At 66.3% G+C, this 16,925-nt stretch carries 11 protein-coding genes; 2 read left to right on the top strand and 9 right to left on the bottom strand.

Annotated elements, in window-relative coordinates; genetic code table 11:
* The first annotated feature begins 3 nt into the window (after nucleotides 1–3).
* Nucleotides 4–3,081, top strand: coding sequence for a type I restriction endonuclease subunit R (locus IF73_RS0117785; RefSeq protein ID WP_031008963.1), 3,078 nt, complete (start codon nucleotides 4–6; stop codon nucleotides 3,079–3,081).
* A gap of 143 nt (nucleotides 3,082–3,224) precedes the next feature.
* Here the strand turns inward: IF73_RS0117785 and IF73_RS39555 are convergent, their stop codons facing one another.
* The 4 genes from IF73_RS39555 to IF73_RS0117765 form a co-directional block, all read right to left on the bottom strand.
* Nucleotides 3,225–6,194: an RNaseH domain-containing protein gene (locus IF73_RS39555; protein ID WP_051716933.1), complete on the bottom strand. Its 2,970-nt coding sequence runs from the start codon at nucleotides 6,192–6,194 to the stop codon at nucleotides 3,225–3,227.
* Nucleotides 6,195–6,225: 31 nt separating this feature from the next.
* Nucleotides 6,226–9,543, bottom strand: a complete 3,318-nt coding sequence (locus tag IF73_RS0117775; RefSeq protein WP_031008950.1) for a hypothetical protein — start codon at nucleotides 9,541–9,543, stop codon at nucleotides 6,226–6,228.
* Complete coding sequence (locus tag IF73_RS0117770; protein WP_031008948.1) at nucleotides 9,540–10,811, bottom strand: hypothetical protein; 1,272 nt, start codon at nucleotides 10,809–10,811, stop codon at nucleotides 9,540–9,542. The genes IF73_RS0117775 and IF73_RS0117770 overlap by 4 nt, the downstream gene beginning before the upstream one ends.
* Nucleotides 10,812–10,875: 64 nt before the next feature.
* Nucleotides 10,876–12,090: a helix-turn-helix transcriptional regulator gene (locus IF73_RS0117765; RefSeq protein WP_158822035.1), complete on the bottom strand. Its 1,215-nt coding sequence runs from the start codon at nucleotides 12,088–12,090 to the stop codon at nucleotides 10,876–10,878.
* A gap of 197 nt (nucleotides 12,091–12,287) precedes the next feature.
* Here IF73_RS0117765 and IF73_RS0117760 point away from each other — a divergent pair, with 197 nt between their 5' ends.
* On the top strand, nucleotides 12,288–13,193 hold the full coding sequence (locus IF73_RS0117760) for a DUF5655 domain-containing protein (protein WP_234338262.1): 906 nt from the start codon (nucleotides 12,288–12,290) through the stop codon (nucleotides 13,191–13,193).
* Nucleotides 13,194–13,344: 151 nt separating this feature from the next.
* Here IF73_RS0117760 and IF73_RS0117755 read toward each other — a convergent pair whose 3' ends face one another.
* From IF73_RS0117755 to IF73_RS0117735, 5 genes are all read right to left on the bottom strand, one after another.
* Complete coding sequence (locus tag IF73_RS0117755) at nucleotides 13,345–13,761, bottom strand: TIGR03618 family F420-dependent PPOX class oxidoreductase (RefSeq protein WP_031008941.1); 417 nt, start codon at nucleotides 13,759–13,761, stop codon at nucleotides 13,345–13,347.
* 180 nt (nucleotides 13,762–13,941) lie between these two features.
* Nucleotides 13,942–14,268 (bottom strand): DUF6087 family protein, encoded by a 327-nt coding sequence (locus IF73_RS0117750; RefSeq protein ID WP_031008939.1) that lies wholly within the window; start codon nucleotides 14,266–14,268, stop codon nucleotides 13,942–13,944.
* Nucleotides 14,269–14,414: 146 nt separating this feature from the next.
* The gene (locus IF73_RS0117745; protein ID WP_031008937.1) at nucleotides 14,415–14,936 is read right to left on the bottom strand and encodes a hypothetical protein; all 522 of its coding nucleotides are present in this window, start codon (nucleotides 14,934–14,936) and stop codon (nucleotides 14,415–14,417) included.
* Nucleotides 14,937–14,995: 59 nt separating this feature from the next.
* The gene (locus tag IF73_RS0117740) at nucleotides 14,996–15,430 is read right to left on the bottom strand and encodes a hypothetical protein (protein WP_031008934.1); all 435 of its coding nucleotides are present in this window, start codon (nucleotides 15,428–15,430) and stop codon (nucleotides 14,996–14,998) included.
* Nucleotides 15,431–15,626: 196 nt separating this feature from the next.
* The gene (locus IF73_RS0117735; protein WP_051716929.1) at nucleotides 15,627–16,919 is read right to left on the bottom strand and encodes a DUF317 domain-containing protein; all 1,293 of its coding nucleotides are present in this window, start codon (nucleotides 16,917–16,919) and stop codon (nucleotides 15,627–15,629) included.
* Between the last annotated feature and the right edge of the window lie 6 nt (nucleotides 16,920–16,925).

Below are 16,925 nucleotides of genomic sequence, written 5' to 3'. Positions count from 1 at the left end.
GGCGTGGCGAAGGGCATTCGGGAGCGCGAGTTCCAGAACTTAATGATCCAATGGTCCTTGCCGATGGGCTGGAACTTCACAGCCGGCAGGTCGCTACCGCGTGAGACGACACAGACGGTGCTCGTCAGCCATCTGCGGGATGCCATCGTCCGGCTTAACCCTGAGGTGATCGGCGGATACGACCCGGACGCGGTGGTGGAGGAGATCGTCGCCACGGTCAACGCCGTCGAGGGTGGGCTGGTGCGAGCCAACGAGCAGGTGCTGCACCTGCTCCGCGGGCACAAGGAGTTCCGGGACGCCGACGGCGTGTGGCACGCCCTGAAGCTCGTCGACTTCGAGCGTCCCATCGACAACACACTGGTCGTGTCGGACGAGGTGACCATAACCATCCCCGGCAAGACCCCCCGACGGTTCGACCTCGTCTACTGGGTCAACGGCCTGCCCCTCGTCGTCGCAGAGGTGAAGTCACCGACCGCGAAGGCCGGATGGGCCGGCGCCGCCCGCGAGATCAACGACGTGTACGCCACCGAGTACCCCTGGTTCTTCACCCCCAACGTCTTCGCCATCGCCTCCGACGGACTGAAGCTGCGATTCGGTGCCGCCGGCGCCCCCCTGCATTTGTGGCAACCGTTCCGGTCCACCATCGACGATGAGACCCTCTCGGGGCAGGCAGACGTGCAACGCTCTGTCGAGCTGCTGCTCAACCCGGCCACGGTCCTGGACATGCTCGCCAACTTCACTCTCTTCGCCACCTCCGGAGGCGGCGCGGACAAGAAGTATCTGCCCCGCTATCCGCAGATGGAAGCTGCCCATCTGATCCACAAGCGGGTCCTGGCCGACGGCCAGAAGGGCCTGATCTGGCACCACCAAGGCAGCGGGAAGACCTTGCTGATGGTGTTCGCCGCCTCCCTGCTCTTGGCCGACGCCCGGACCGATTCGCCAACGATCATCCTGCTCTCTGACCGCACCCACCTCGTCCGGCAGACCTCTGGGGTATTCACCTCCGCGATGGGGAACGCCTACTTCCACCAGCCCGCCAACAGCAAGGAGCTTCGATCCCTGCTGGCCGACGACGTACGCGGCGTTATTTCCACGACCGTCCACAAGTTCGCCGACGCCGGCAAGAACCTGTCGACCCGCCGCAACATCATCGTGCTGGTCGACGAGGCACACCGCACGCAGTCCTCCAAAGAGGAGTCTCTCGCCGGGCAGATGCGTGCAGCGTTGCCACATGCGAAGTTCTTCGGTATGACCGGCACTCCGATCAGGAACCTCGCCACCGACACCTTCACCCTCTTCGGCGAGGAGACCGACCCGGGCAGGGTGCTGCACCGCTACTCGGTGTCCCGATCCCTGCATGACGAGGCCACCGTCCCGGTCATGCTGGACCCGCACCCGGTCACCTTCGAGATGAACGACCAGGCGCTGCAGGCTGAGTTCGACCAGTTCGCCGACGAATTCGACCTCGACGACCCCGACCGTGAAACTCTGTCGCGCAAGTTCGGGCGCCTCACCTCGGTGTTCGCCAACCCCGAACGCATACAGACGGTCTGCCAGGACATCGTGGACCACTACCTGGCCGGCGCCTACCGCAACGGCCTCAAGGCCCAGGTTGTCGCCTACAACCGTGAGCTGGCCGTGGCATACACAGACAAGATCAACGAGCTGCTGGCCGGCTTCGAGGCGTCACAGGTACTCGCCGAGGTCGGCAAGCATGACCGAATCACCGCCGAGGTGAACATCTCCGTCTCAGACTCCAAAGACGAAGATCCCGCCATGCGGCCGTACAAGCTCTCGGAGGTCGAGGAGGAGGACCAGAAGCGGCGCTTCCTCACCCCGGACGATCCGCTGTGCTTCCTGGTGGTGACCGCGAAGCTGATGACGGGGTTCGACGCCCCCAACGAGGGTGTTCTCTACCTGGACAAGCCACTGAAGGCCCACAACCTGTTCCAGACGATCACCCGGCCGAACCGCACCTGGGTGTCCCCGACCGGGTTCGTGAAGACCTCCGGTGTGGTCGTGGACTACATCAGCCTGGCCGAGGAGGTCCAGCGGGCCGTTGCCGACCCCACGGCGGAGGGGGCCACCGGCAAGGGTGGGGGGTTCGTCACCGACGTGACCGACCTCATCGCCGAGTTCCGCACCACTTTCGCCCGTATCGAAGACCTGTTGGCGAACGTGGACGGCATGGACCTCACGGTCCACGGCTACGAGTCGGTACGAGCCATCAATGTTTTCCTCGACGCCGACCCTGTTGCCGCAGAGGTGTTCTCCAAGGACTACCGGCTCTTGGCCCGGCTGTACCCGCTCATCAACACCGACAAGCGGATCGCCAAGTACCAGGACGGTTTCGGGCTGTTCGGGTCCGCGTACACGACCCTGTTCAAGAAGTCCTCCGACGAGGAGAGGAAGGAACGCCTGGGCGAGCTGGGACCGATGGTCCTGGAGATAATCAATGCCCATGTCCACTCCTTCTCTGTGGTCGCTTCCCAGGAGGAGCCCCTCGTCCTCGACGCTCAGGGCATCACCATCCTCAAGGAGCTGCTGTCCCTCGTCCGCCCCAAGTCCGACAAGGACGACAGCGAAGACAAGAGGCCGCCATCTGCGGCGGAGATCCTGGACCAGATCAAGGCCGCTCTCGAGAAGGGGGTCGAACCGGGGTCCGCGAAGTACACCGCCCTGGCAGAGCGGATCAGGCAGCTGCGGGACCGGATCATCCAGAACGCTCAGGACGCCCTGGAGTTCCTGGCCGACGCGCTCCGAGTCGCCCGTGCCATCGTGAACGCCGAGAAGCACCCCGACGAAGCCGTCGTGCTGGATGATGACCATGTAGGTGTCCTGTCGCGGATCATCCACGACCACGCACCGTCCGGCCTCACCGTCACCGAGCGGAACCTGGCCGAGGAGATCGACCAGGTGGTCAAGCGCACCCTCGCCCAGTCATGGGACAACGCTGAGGCCCGCAACCGAGGCGTCCGCCGTGCCACCGCCGCGGTCTTCCGCCGGTACATGTTGAAGCCTGTGGGGGAACCGTACGGCTCCACCGTTGCCTACATCGAAGCCCACTACCTCGTCGACTGACGAGCGCGGAGGGCCGGCAACCTCTCACGGTTGTCGGCCCTTGGCGTGCTGCTCGCATCGTGCTCTATCCCTGCGCCACATACGACGGTCAGCTTGCACTTGAGTGTGGTGCGCAACCTTTCCACCAGGATGTGGCTGCGGGGCTACTCGTCTGTGGCCTCATCCCCCTGCTCCTCGGGCGGAGCTGACCGTCGGTACTGGGGGTGGTCGAGGTCAAGCTGCTTAGCGGCATGCAGGGGCACGGGGTAGCGGGATCGGTCCGACCAGGCGATGGTCTGGTGACACAAGCGGGCGGTCGCCCGAGCGAGCATCGTCCGGTCGACTCCGTCGGCGACGCCGACTGGGTAGATCTCGGTTGCTGTGATGGCCCACCAGGGGGACTTGAGCTCGTTCGTCTCCCGCTCGCCCTCCTCGCCTCCCCTGCCCGGATCGGCGTCCCAGCGGGTGATGCCCTTGCCCAGGTCTCCGCCCTTGGCCTGGTAGTTGCGTGGGATGTTGAACAGGATCCAGAAGGGGTTGCCGAAGTCCACCTTGCCGCGGTGCAGTTTTGCCGAGGCGAACGTGATGGATTCCTTTTCGCTTTCCGGGTCGCTGTCGCGGGGGACGGGAACGTACTGAGGTACCTCGTCGGGGGCGACGTTCATCCGAATGACCGCGCTCGGCTTCCTGCGTGGGGCGTTCCTGCCCTTGCCGTACCCCGGCAGCCAGGTACGGGGATCGGCGATGTCCTCTTCCTGGTAGCTCTGGTTCTCGTTGTGGAGTCCTGTCCACATCCTGCGGCAGGCGTGGCCGTCGACCATGACGACGTAGCCCATACCCGGCTCCAGCTCATCGCGGACGAGGCTGGCGAGAGCATCCTCGACCTGCGCTGCCGCCTCCACCCAGCGTTCCTTGTCCGTCTCACCCTTGCCGTCGACGTGAAGGGCGTAGTCACTGGCATGGAAGGCGGCGATCGCCTCCGGGTAGGGCACCCATGCTCCGATGTGGGGAGTCCACGCGCGCATGGTCCAGGCGCCGCTCTCATCCTCCGGCGGGAACAATGCGGTGGCCACGATGATCCGCTTGGTGTGCTTGCCGTCCGGGGTCTTGGCCTGCCGGCGGGCATGGATGCCGCAGTACACGAGGTTGCCGGCCTCGTGTCCCTTCTTGTCCTTCGCGAGGGCCCGTGCGAGGCGTTGGTCGATGATGCCCAGTGACCGGTACAGGTCGAGGAGGGCCATGTAGGCGGCGTGATCCTTCCCAGGCTTCGGAGGGCTGATCTCTGTTGCGGGGTTTCCGAAGGCCCCCGGCTTCATCCCCTTGGTGAACTGACAGACGAGGCCGTTCTTGGCCAGGAGCCGGCGGACCTGAAACTTTCCGTCGTGGCGCTCCTTGCGCAGCAGGAAGGCGTTGCGCTTCTCCCCTTCCTTCCTTTTCAGAGCCGGGATCTCAGTCTCACACCACACGCCGACCACTACCTGGGGCTGGTCGCCGGCGAAGTCGTCCTCTAGGGATTTCAGCTCCGCGGCCCGGTTTACGTCGTCGCCATGGGACAGGAGGCGCTCGGCCTGGCGGAAGACCACGCTGATGCCAGGAGCAAGAGGAACCACGTCGCCTGGCTTCGGATCGCCGATGGGCGGGCCGTCTGGGAAGGCCAGGGACAGCGCGTTGATCATGCGCAGGCGGGTACTCCAGCGGTACCACAGACATACGATCCGCAGATGCTCGAAGCCCTGGGCCTCCACGGAGGCGGTGATCTCTTCGGGCGGGGGGAAGCCGATGGTGTGCAAAAGCTCGCCGGCTTCGATGCGTTTGGCACGCTCTTGCGGGTCCATCTTGTTCTTGTCCGTGGGGCGCGGCTCGAAGGTCATCGGTTCAACCGTGAAATCGACCCAGCTGGCCTTCTCGCCCAGCACCTTGGAGACATGTTCGGCGAGGAGACGAAGGTGGAGGGTTCCTGGCCCCGTGCCGACGGCGAAGTTGTCGTTCTTCGGCATGAGAGGACGGAGCACGCCGGGATCCGGCGTGATGAAGGAGGGGAACTCCCCTTCCTTTGCGGCCTTCTCCAGAATGGCTCGTTCCTCCTCCAGGCGAGTCTGCAGCGCCTGGAGGAGGCTGATGTCCATTTCGTCACGCGCGAGCAGTTCAAGGGCCCGCTGGTTGACTGCTCGGACGCTGCCGCTGCGTACGAGCTCGGTGTGCAGGATGGGAAGTCCGTCGCTGCCCTGGTAGATGTGGGTGGACTTCGCGTGGACCATGTTGCTGTGGACCCGCGTGACATGGGCGTCGAGGAAGATGACGGGGTGGACGACGTTGGGCTCGGTCTTCATGACTACTGAAAGCCGCGACATCGCATACTGGGCCATGGTGGCCTCGTTGACTTCGGTGGCGTCGTCACGGCGGTTGTACTTGCGGCCGAAGGGATGGTCCCAGGCAATGAGGCCGCCCCTGCTGTCGGGCAGATAGGTGACGTCCCTCTTATTCGGATTGGCCTTCCAGCCGATCGTGCGGTTCTTGTAGGCCTGTTCGCCGTCGGCGTCGAGCTTGGGGGAGCCGTCCTTCTCCTTGGCAGCGACTTGCTCGGTGATCGGGACGAGGTCGTAGACGGTGAACTTCTTCTCGGCAAGCCTCTTGGAGATCACCCAGGGTACGGCCACGTACATCCAGTCGGGGCACTTCGGCTGCCTGCCCGGTGCCGGCTTGAGGAAGCGTGCCATCTCGAACTCCTGCTCGGGTGTGTTCGCGATGGCGTCGGCCACCGGCGGCACGTCGAGGAGGATGGCCTGGTCGGTATCGAGTCCCTTGCTGTACCCGACGACGCACCGGAAGACGTGTCGCAGCGTGTCGTCGTCGATCTTCTCCAGTGAGACCAGGAAGTTCAGGTACCGGTCCAGGTGAACGTACCCGCCAGTCTTGAACTTCAGGTAGGTCACCGCCGTCGAGTACGGCAGGTTCTTCCTCTCGTCCGGGTTCTGCTGGCCCCTCTGGTCGCCGTCCCCGTCGTCCTTCACCTTCTCCCATTCATCCCTGACGCTACGAGGGAAGATCCGTACGTACACCTTCTGTCCCTCGACGAGTTCCGGGGTGCATCGCAGGGTGAGAGTGCTCGGGAGAGTGGCGGTGTTGTCGCTCAATGCTGTGATCTCTTTCGGGAGAAGCGTTGGGCTATGCGGAGAGGGCGAGGTCGACACCGGCGTATGTCAAGAAGGCGTTGACCGCTTCGCCGTACAGTTCGGCCATCTGGCGTCGTTCTTCCGGCAGCCACCGGGAGCTCATTCGTTCGATGATGCTGGCCAGGTCGGAGCTCCAGGTCTCGTCTTGGAAGGAGTAGTCCACGAAGTGCAGCTCCATGTTGGTGCCGCCGCGTCGTGCCCGGCCCGCGAGCTGGATGAGGGACACCAGCATTCCGGCGACCATCTGTTCCTGGAGGACGAGATCCATGGTCGACAGCTGTGGCGACGAACGCAGAATGGTGTTCAGGTGTTCGCGTGATGCGGTCCGGGCCGCTTGGAGAGCCTGCACCGGGTCCGAAGCGCCGTGCAGGGGGAGTGAGTTGATGCCTGCTGCATTGACGCTGCCATACATCCAGGTGGGGTCATCGATGATCAGCGGGGGCCTCACGCACAGGTAGATGGAGTGGATGGCTGAGCGGAGATTGACGACGATGTTCAGTCCTCTGGCGATGTTAGCCAGCGGGGCGATGAGGATGTCGCCGAATTGGGGGAAATCCTCCACCTCTTCGACGGTGATGCGGCGCACCAGAGACGGATCGGGAAGGTGACGGACGTTGCTGAGGCGGTCTTCCTCTCGAACGAGGACACACACGCGGTGGGAAAGCCCTTTTGCCTTGGCGAGGCCGGTGGCGATGTGACCGCACTGCTCGTAGCTGTTGGCCGTAAGGATCACCCGGGCGCGGGTCGAGTCCGACTTGGCCAGCCGTGCGAGTTTCCTGGATAGCTGCGTCACGTACAAGCGTTCGCCGATTTCGCGCAAGGCTTCGGGCTTGTCGGCGGGGAACTGGCCGGCAATCTGGATGCGTTCTCCAGCCTTACGGTGGCTGGAGCCGTAGGTGACGGCCGAGGACTCGACCAGGATGGACTCTTCCTGGGCGTCGGTCATCCACCACATCACAGGCGCGTGGACGTGTTCCTTGACCGCCTGGGGGAAGTACGCCGTGGCAGAGAGCCCGAAGACGGGCCGCTCCACGCCGGCCGTGAGCAGCGAGACCAGCCCGCCGAGTTCCGACACGTAGGTGTGCGGGTCGCCGGCCATGTGCTGGGTGGAGAGCTTGGCGTCCTTCTCCGGGTTCTTCATCCCAGTGACCCGGTAGCCGTTGATCGGCCTGCCGATCGTTCCGTGGGGAAGTACGTCGGCGACGCCGCCGGGGCGCATCGCATCGATGATGCGGTTGGCCGTGAGTAGTCCAGAGTGGCGAAGAGACTGGGCGGTGTCGCGCAGAACGGCGAGTGATACGTCCAGTTCGCTCATCAGGGTGCGGATGAGGAGGTGGTCGATGGCCCGGTTGCGTGTGCGGCCGTCGTTGATCATCGGAGCGAGCGCTTCGTGGAGCCGGAGCTTGATGGCATCTCGCTGGTTGATGCCGCGCGGCGACACAACTGCTCCCAGGATGCTGTTGACCCGCTCCCATTCGGGGGCCAGAAGCATGGGGTCGGGGATCGTCTCGTCGTCCTCGCCGAGGTCGGGAGCCGGCACGAGAGCGTTCAGTCGGTGAATAGCTTCGGCGGGGATCGGCTGTCCATCGCTGACCTGGTACTCGGGGAACAGGAGGCTGATGAGCTCGCGGTCCTTGGAGCGGGGAAGGCGCCACCCCTCGTAGTCGTACTCGTGCCGCAACCTCGACACCCGTGCGTCGTCGTGGTGGTTGAGGCGGAATGCTTTGGTGCAAAGGCCGGTCAGCAACGACTCGGCCATGAGCCGGACGTGGCTGACTGGCTCGATGAGTTGGTCCTCGAAGCGCAGAGGAAGGTGCTTGGCTGCAGTGTCGAGGACCTGCGGTTCTGCGGTCCACGGCCGTCGGGAGTGCAGGTCGACCGTGGAGGCGCAGCGGTCGACGGCCACGGCCTGGAAGGCGTCGATCTCGTCGATGATGACGAAGTCGCTGGCGCGGAGCACGAACTCGCGGACGGTGACGGAGCGGACCGGGCGGCCATCGATCTGAATGCCCACGCGCATGGTGCCCTGGATGAAGTTGTGGTGGTTGGTGACGATCACGGTGGCGTCAGCGGCCTGGTAGGCGGGGGTGAACTTGCCACAGGTCGGGATCCAGGGACATGCGAGCATCTCGCCGCCACCGCGCAGGCTCAGGCAGTTCTCCTTGCCGGGACGGTAGACGCCAGCTGAGTCCAGCCAGTGCTGTTGTGCGCACCCGTAGGCGAGGTGGTCGACGTCACGGAGCCCTCGCTTACCCCATTCACCAGGCGCGTCGGGATCCTCCTTGACCAGGGCCGCATGCTTCAGGGCCCGCTCGTGACGGGAGGACGGCGACATCAGCGGGGCACATGTCGCCAAGTGGTCCGTCTTCTTCGCCCGGTGCAGGATCTCGAGGTCGCGGCTGATGTCCCAGACGGAGGCGAGGGTGGCCTTGACATCGGGAACGAGTAGGGTCACACGATAGTTGTTGAGCGCGGCCCACGAGCCCAGGAGCCGCACCAGCACAGACTTTCCGGTTCCGGTGGGTGCGTGGAAGATATGGGTCCGGCCGGCCAGCAAATCCAGTACGTCGACGGTGTCGGTGTCGCGGGCTTTGACCCGGTCAAGCAGACCTGTCAGTACCTTGTACAGCCAGGGGCCTGCCTCCGTGCCCTCGTACTGAGTGTCCAAGAGCTGCGCGATGTCCTTCAGCTCCTGGACGGTGACCCGGACCGTGCTGAGGCTGGGCCGGGTGGTCAGGGCGGGAAGCGTGTCGTGGCCGAGGGGCTGGGTGAAAGCGGGAAAGCGGGGGATGGTGACGCGGCCGTGGACAATCTCGTTGCCGTCGGTGCGTTCACTCGTCTCGTACGTCTGGCCCGGCGCTGCGAACTCGTGAGGCTTGCGCCGGCTGCTCGGCCGCCGGAAAGGCGCCAGAATGCTCTTGGCGTAGCCGAGGTAGTCCCCTCCCAACAAGGGGTAGGCCGCGGCGGCGGTGAGAGGATCACCGGCCAGTTTGAACAGCTGGAGGGTGCTCTCCTCGTCCTCCTCGTTGCCGATGTTCATGGCGCCCAGGAGGATCCGCGCAGCGGAGGCGAAGCGCTTCTCGTCGGCGAGGTCGGGGTGGCTGACCTTCATCACCTCAGCCACGAGCAGCCGTTCCTCACCGCCCAGTTCACTCCACCTCTCCCACGCCTGGGGCTTGCAACTGGCGAAGAACGCTGCGTGGCGGAATGAGGCCAGCGGCTTGCCATCGTCGTCCTGCTGCGGGAAGTAGTGGGCGGCCAGGGCCAGCGCAGCGCGGACGAAGGCGTCCCTGACGGTCATCTGGCTCATACCCACGCCACTCCAGCGCTCCGGCAGACCATCTGGGCGAAGTCGGTCATGGTTGCGGCCTTCATTCCGTACTTGTGGCAGGTTACGGTCAGCAGGGGGATCTGGTCGGCCCGGTGGTCGGGAACGACGAGCCATTCGGCGCCGCCCTTGTCGCCATCGTTGCGGTGCAGGCTCTCGGCCAGGACGCGCCCATGGGTGTAGTCCTTCACATCCACGGTGAAGACGTGCGTGCTCCCATCAGGGCCCTTGACCTCAATGCGATGGTCGTAGGTATCGCTCATCGGCCAGAGCCTGACGGCTTCGTTTACATCTGGCAGTGCGGCGGCCAACCGCTCCCGCAGAACGGCGTGGAGACGCAGCTCGTGCAGGCCGGGGACGCAGGTGTAGCGCCACACGCCGCGCTTGAGGGCCAGATGCCCCTCAACCGGCTTCGCCTCCGGTACGGCACCGGTGGTTTCCAGCGCGAGCGCTGCCTCGTGCGGTGCCGGGGTGTCGGGGCTGTCGGGGTGCAGCTGTGGTGCATCTCCGGAGGTGGGCCGGAACACGAAGCTGGCACCGGTATCGGCGTGACGGCCGTAAAGACAGGCGACGCGGTAGTACTCGCGGCCCGCGCTCATCCGCTTGCTGATCTTCATGGGCCACTTGCACACCGTGCAGCCGAACCACCAGGTGCGGTAGATGGCGTGGTACGGGATTGGCTCGTAGAAGCCGATCGCGTTGAGGGGCAGGCCGCGTTTGTTCAGCTCTGTGGCCGTGCCAGCGGGGCACTCCACCAGCGTGGTGCGGTCCACGACGTACTGAGCGTCGCCGCGGCCCTTGAGGATCTCGTACATCTGATCTTGGTCGATCTCGTCCTGAAGCTGCTCCTCCGTGAACCGCATCCGCCCGATCCGCCTCAGCCGTTGCAAGATTCGGTGGAGCTGCGCAGTCTCCCACTGCAGATCGAAGGCGCTGCCGGTAACGCAACCCTCAGAGTCCACGACGGGGAAGGCGAGATCGTCGAAACCGGACCGGTCCAACCACGGTGGAAGAAGTCCCTCGACGGGCCCGTGCAACTTACGTCGGAACTCGCCGAACGACAGCGGCACTCCGGGGCCGTATGCAGCGAGCAGGTCCCCGTGGTAACGCATGAGCTTCTCGGCCCGGTGCCGCGGGCTCAGATCCGGGGCTGTGATCGTCTGGCAGGCTTTGATGAAGGTGAAGTTGATCAGGCGGAACGCCTCGAAATGGGAGAACGTCAGGCCGTCGTCATCGACTCGTGTCGTCACGAGAGACGACCGTAGAGCACGAGTCTGACAACGGGCCCGAAACGCATCAGGCCGCTTGAAACGATCACTGCGGCGAGGTTGCCGCGCACGGGTACATCTCCGTGTATATGTGCAGGTAGGCGCCAATGTGATGCCGTCCCAGCGTGGTGACGTGCCACCGGTACTCGAGGACATGCGTATCGCCTGGCGCCATCACTGGCCGCAGTTCGATGAAACCTCGACTGGGGTGTGCTTGGCGCCTCGGTCGATAGCCGACCGCCAAATAGAACAACGACTTGCCCGTCAGGTCGCTCTCGTGGAGGCCCTTCGGGTCGGCTGCGGCAACACGTAGCAGAACGCCCCACAGCCATTCGGACAGAAGATGTGCGGGCGGCGGGGGCTCAACCGGTTCGCCTAGCCCGGCCCGGGCCCAGGCCCGGCCGCGACGCGTGATCTCCACCAAGGTCCGGTCCACCTCGCCAATCCCAGGAACCTCCATGCGATCCTTGACCACCTTGATCAGCCGCAGCCGCTCCAGGGAGTGGAGGGTCGCCCCAGCGCCTTGATCGTGCACACCTGCGCTTCGCAGACGCGCCTGCAGACGCGTATAGCCGACCGCTTCTACAGGCGCGTCGAGGGCAAACGGCAACTTCCGCCACTGCCTTGCCGGCGGAACGCTCACCCTGTTCTGCCTGCGCATCCACATCTCAGCCTCGGTCATCCGGTCATCCCGCAGGATTTCTCTCAGATACAAACGCTGCCGATCATTCAACCCCTCCCAGCCTTCGACTGCCGACTCCGGAGGGCCGTGCCGCTCCCGCTCGGGCAGCCGCGGGGGCTCATCCGCGGGCCGTGTGCGCATCCATGCGTCCAGCACCAACCGGACCGGCACCTCGTACACGGCGGCTAGCTGCTGCACGAGCCGGCCCGTGTGCTCCGGCTTCTTCCAGTTCCAGCCAGAGACCCGACGGTCGCGCTCTAGACTGCGGATCTTGTGCGCATCGACGAACAGGTCACGACCGACTGGAGTCACGAGAAGACGGCTGGCGACTTCTTCCGCGGTCAGGCCGGCTCCATAGCGGAGGTCAATTAGTTCCTCGGCCCCGCTTGGGGTGCCTGTGAGGTCCGCAGTGGTGCAGCCGAGTGCATCCGCGAGTCGACGAACATTTCGGGCCTCGGGTGTGTATCTGCCCTCTTCCCAGTACACGACCACACGAGGGGTGACTCCCACGCGATCAGCAAGAATCTGCGTAGTGAGTCCAGCCTGTTCGCGCAAAGTGCGGATCTTCGTGTGCTCCACGGACAGCAGGTGCCTCGGCATACTGCTAGAGAACTGCAACGAAGTCTTCATGGCAACCAGCGTCGCGCTGCAACATGCGGGCTTGGCGTCGCCCTCTCGCCACGGCACCAGGAACCGCTGGTGGGCCGCCGCAGCGGGGGTGCGGCATGGGGGCGGTCTTCCGAGGAAATAATCTTCCGCCTCTTCGGCGTTCCCGCTTGGCAATCGCTGAGTGGGGGTGGCTGTACCTGAAACTGTTCGACACGACGAACGGCGTGACTGAGGTAGCGCCGTGGCTGGCTGAGGCTGAGGGCGATGTGCAGGCGCTCGTCGAGAGCGCGATGGAGTCCATGCTCGGGGTTCGCTTCCTGGCCACCGAGTACAGCACCGGTCCGGTCCATGGCGGGCGCATCGACTCGCTCGGGCTGGACGAGAACGGCTCGCCGGTGATCGTTGAGTACAAGCGGGCGACCGACCCGGGTGTGCTGTCGCAGGGCCTGTTCTACATGGCGTGGCTGATGGACCACCGGGAGGAGTTCGAGGCTCTGGTCCGCGAGCGGCTCGGGCCGGCGGCAGCCGCCAGTGTTCTGTGGAGCACGCCCCGGCTGATCTGCGTGGCCGGCGGCTTTACGCGCTACGACCTGCACGCGGTACGCGAGCACCGGCGGTCCATCGACCTCGTGCGCTACACGATGCTGGGCGAGCACCACATCGCGCTGGAGACGGTCGCGTCGGTCGCTGCCCAGGGCAGCGGGACGCGGCGGCAGAGCCCGCGCGGCGGACGGGGAACGTCACCGCGCCGGCGGACCGACGCCATGGCGGAGCTGGCGGCCGTGGTCGACGAGACGCTGCTCGGGCTGGGCGAGGGCGTGACGAAGGTCGAGCGCAAGCAGTACGACGCCTACCAGCGGCTGCGGAACTTCGCCTGCGTCACGGGACGGCAGGACAAGCTGCTGGTGTACCTCAAGGTCGCGCCGGCCACGGTGGAACTCGTGCCGGGCTTCACCCGGGACGTGACCGGGCTTGGCCATCACGGCACGGGCGACCTGGAGGTCCAGCTGCGCACGGAGAAGGACATGGAGCGGGCACTGGAGCTGTTCCGGCTGTCGTACGCCGCGGCGTAGCACGTGGCGGGGCGGGGGTCTCGGTGGTGGAGGTGCCTTTCGACGGAGGGGCGGGGAAGTGGCGGTGGTGTCGTCCATCCTCCGCAGGATCCCCGGTTTCCGAAACCGGGGATCCTCGCCTATATTGCGCCCGCGCCGAGACCGGAAGGAGTCACCAGCCGGACGGCTTGGTGGGTCCCAGGGCGCGGGTGACGGTGATCTCGATGACGACCCGGTTGGGGTTCACGCGCGGGGTCTTGTACCGCTCGGTGTACCGGCGCTCGGCGTCGGCGACGACGGCGGGGTCGTCCTTGATGACGGCGGTGCCTTCGAGGGTGGACCAGCGCCGGCCTTCGGCTTGGCTCACATTGACGCGGGCTTCGCCCCCGGCGGCCAGGGCGGCGCGGACGTTGCGGACCTTCTTGTTGCCGCCATCGGTAATGACGCGGGCGATCCGCGTCTCGGGGTCGTAGGTGACGCCGACCGGGGTGGTGTGCGGGGAGCCGTCGGGTCGGAGGGTGGTCAGGAAGCAGGTCCGGCGCTCCTGCCAGAAAAGGTTCCCGTCGGTGGGCAGGGGGGCGGTGTCCAACGGTCGGTCTCCTCGGTGCGATGGCTCGGACGCCGGAACGGCGCCGTGCAGGTCGCTTCGACCGTAACGCGGAGCTATCCGCATCAGAGGGTCAGGTGCTGCGGCCGAGCGAGGCCAGGGGAGGAATCGGAGGCAGCTTCGAGATGAGCGAGGGGCGCGAGACCGGGACACACCTCGGACCTACTGGTCCCGGTCCTCAGCTGAGGACGGCTTCCGGTGCCGGCCCCGTCCCTTGCCCATGGCAGGCCGGTCCCACTCGGCGGGCTTCTCTTGTAGGGGCGGCGGCGGATACAGCAGGGCTTTCGCGGCGGCCAAGTCCTCGACGACGCCGACGACCATCCACTCGGTACCGGTCCACTCCTCGATCGCTCTCGGGGCGTCGGGGTCCACGTGGGCCCCACGATGAGGGCGGTCACCGAGCGGCACCGCGCGCCGCCTGCCCTTCGAGGCGGCCTGGCGTGCATCGCGCCGGCGAGCCCACTCCTCCAGCGGTTCGTCATCCTGCATCCGGACATCGTGACCGAGGAGCGGTCCGGGCCGCCACCTGTTCACCCGCGCAGGTGACGACCGAGGGGGAGTGCGAGCGTCGGGCACGGGATGAGCGTTCCGCTGCCGCGCCGAGCACGCCCCCCGCACGTCTGGCGGGCGAGAGGCTACTCGCTCGCCTCTTCGTAAGCCTTCAAGGTCGCCATGAACGCGACCTTGCCGAAGTCGGGGTCGACACCGAGGGCCACCAGGCCAGGGTCGACGACGGCCTTGACGAGCCGCTCGTTGATGTCCTCGAAGACCGCGTTGTCACGACGCAGTTCCGTGAGCAGAGCCTTCTGGCCGTCCTCGGTGAGGGCGGCGTATACCTTGTAGTACCAGAAGTCGTGGACCAGGTAGTTGCGGCGCTTGACCGCGACGGCGAGGTCGGCGGCCAGCGAGGAGTCGCTGGCACACAGCGGGGCGACCCTCTTGACGAGGGCATTGAAGGTCTCGCGCTCGGCCTTGCCGAACGGGTCAGCCAGTGTGTTGCCTTCCTGCCGCGCCCGGGCGATGCGCTCATTCACGAGCGCGAGGTGCAGGTTGCGCTCCACAGTCGAGATCGCGGCCACGGCTCCCCCGTAGGCTGCGAAGACAGACTTCTCCAGGTCGAGGGGCGAGGGTATGGGGTTCTCCGGATCCAGCGTCATGTCCCTCATGGTGATCGCTCACCTGGGGGCAGTGCACCCCGTTTCTCCGGCGTGGCCGGTCACGCCGCAGCTTCGCCGGAATCCTCGTCGCCAGGGTCCGCTTTCTCGTCCTTGGCGCCGCCCCGCTTGTGCGGCGGGATCTCGATGATGCGCCCGTCGCGAAGGGTCCTCTCGTGCCCCTGCACGTCGTGCTCGACAGGGGAGTTCCGCGGGGGCCTACTGGAGGCAGAGTCGTCCCTGCTTTCCTTCACCTCAATGTTCTCGGCGTCCTGCGAAGCGTCCTCGTACTCCTCGGTGTTCGCCAGGGCCTCGGCGCGCTGCTCCAGGATGGTCCAGAGCACCACGGCGCCGGCGGCAGCAATGCTCGTCACGATGACGATCTTTCCCTTGTGCCTCTTGGCGAAGTCGCGCGCCTTCTTGATCAAGGGCTTGGGCTGGCTCTCCTCGGGCTGGCTGCCCTCGGGCTCGTGGTCCCCGGGTGCGGCGTCGGTCATGGGTCAAGATCTATCGGACTTGTCCCCGTCCTGTCAGCTGATCGCCTGATATCGGAACGGTGGAACACTGCGACCGGTCTCACGAAGGTCCAGCTGGTGCCAGGAGGCGCAGGCAGCGACGCCGGGGCGGGAGTTGAGCGTCGCGGCCGTGGTCCGGCCCAGAGCGCGCCGTCGGTGGCAGTCGGGCCGGGGCCGGTTACCGGCCGCGGGCGCGCTGGGCGGGCACGGCTGAGGGGAGCCTGCGGGCGGGCGCCGGAAGCGGCCTCGGGGTCGGCTGTGTGGGTGACGGGAACATGTCTGCGGCGGTCTGGGCGAGCTCGGCCAGGAGAGTGCGGGGAACGCCGGCGGAGAGGCGGATGGTCCACGCCGCCCGGTCAAGGTCCTCCCCGCCGTACAGCGTCCATCGGTCTTCCACGGCGTGCGGGGTGGACTCGAAGACGATGGTCCGGTCCGGTGCCGTCCAGGTGGTGCGGGCGGGGTGGCTCGCCGGGTGCCAGGCAGCGTTGTGGAGGACGTGGTCCGGGTGGTCTGCGGAGCTGGGGGGCGGGGCGTCGAGGTACTGGAGGATCGTGCGGATGAAGGGGACGGGGGTGCCGGCGGTGAGGGTGGCGTGCCAGAGGCGCTCGCCGACGGGGCCGTCGTACTCCGCGATCGTCCAGGCGACGTCGGTGCGGTGGCGCGCTTCGTGGTCGAACTCCACTCGTACGGTGAGGGATTCGTGGGAGGCGATGGTCGTCTCGTCGAGGGGACGATACCTATCCCACTGGCGCTCCTCGTCGAAGAGGGCGGCGAGGAAAGCCTCGTGCTCGCCGGGCTCCGCGACCGGCGGTTCGGCCGCGGGTGCAGAGGTCTCCTCGGCGGTGGACGGGGGCGTGTCTGCGTGGAGCTGACGGATGGTCTGTTCGAGGTCGGTGAGGGGGGCGGGTCCGGGGCGGACGGCGACGGAGTAGAGGCGGTGGAACTCGGCGACGGCCTCCGCTTCGGTGTCGTACGAGGTGGAGGTCTGCCGCAGGTGGTTCTCGCCGTGGAGGTAGACGTGCCGCCGGACGCCTTTCTTGTAGGAGCCGACGGCGACGGTGGTGTGGCCGTCGTGGGCGTGCAGGTGGATGACCAGGCGGCCGTCGGCGATGTCGTCGTGGATGCGCTGGGCCGCGGCGCCGACCTCGCGGATCTCCTCGCGGCTGCACCAGGGCATGGGGTAGTTCGCCCAGGTCCACTCGGTGTCGATCTCCTCCTGGAGGGCGGTGTCGATCTCGATGGTGAAGCCGTACCGCCGGAGCTGCTCGGCGGCCTGGGCGGTGTAGTGGGGCTCTTCGCAGTCGATGCGGGCAAGCACCATCGTGGCCGGGCCGGTGCTGCGCCATCCGTGGTCGTGGAGGTGGGAGCGGGCGGCGTCGGCCGTGGGGCCTGTCGTGGTGGCGATGACGGCGGGGTGGTGATCGGGGTGCAGGGCGAAGCGGACGTGGGCGTTGGTGGGGGCGTACGGCATCGGGGC

Source organism: Streptomyces sp. NRRL F-5727 (assembly GCF_000719555.1).
In the GTDB taxonomy this organism is placed as follows: domain Bacteria; phylum Actinomycetota; class Actinomycetes; order Streptomycetales; family Streptomycetaceae; genus Streptomyces.
The sequence above is the reverse complement of the archived record's forward strand: the minus strand, read 5'-3'. Positions and strand labels throughout refer to the sequence as shown.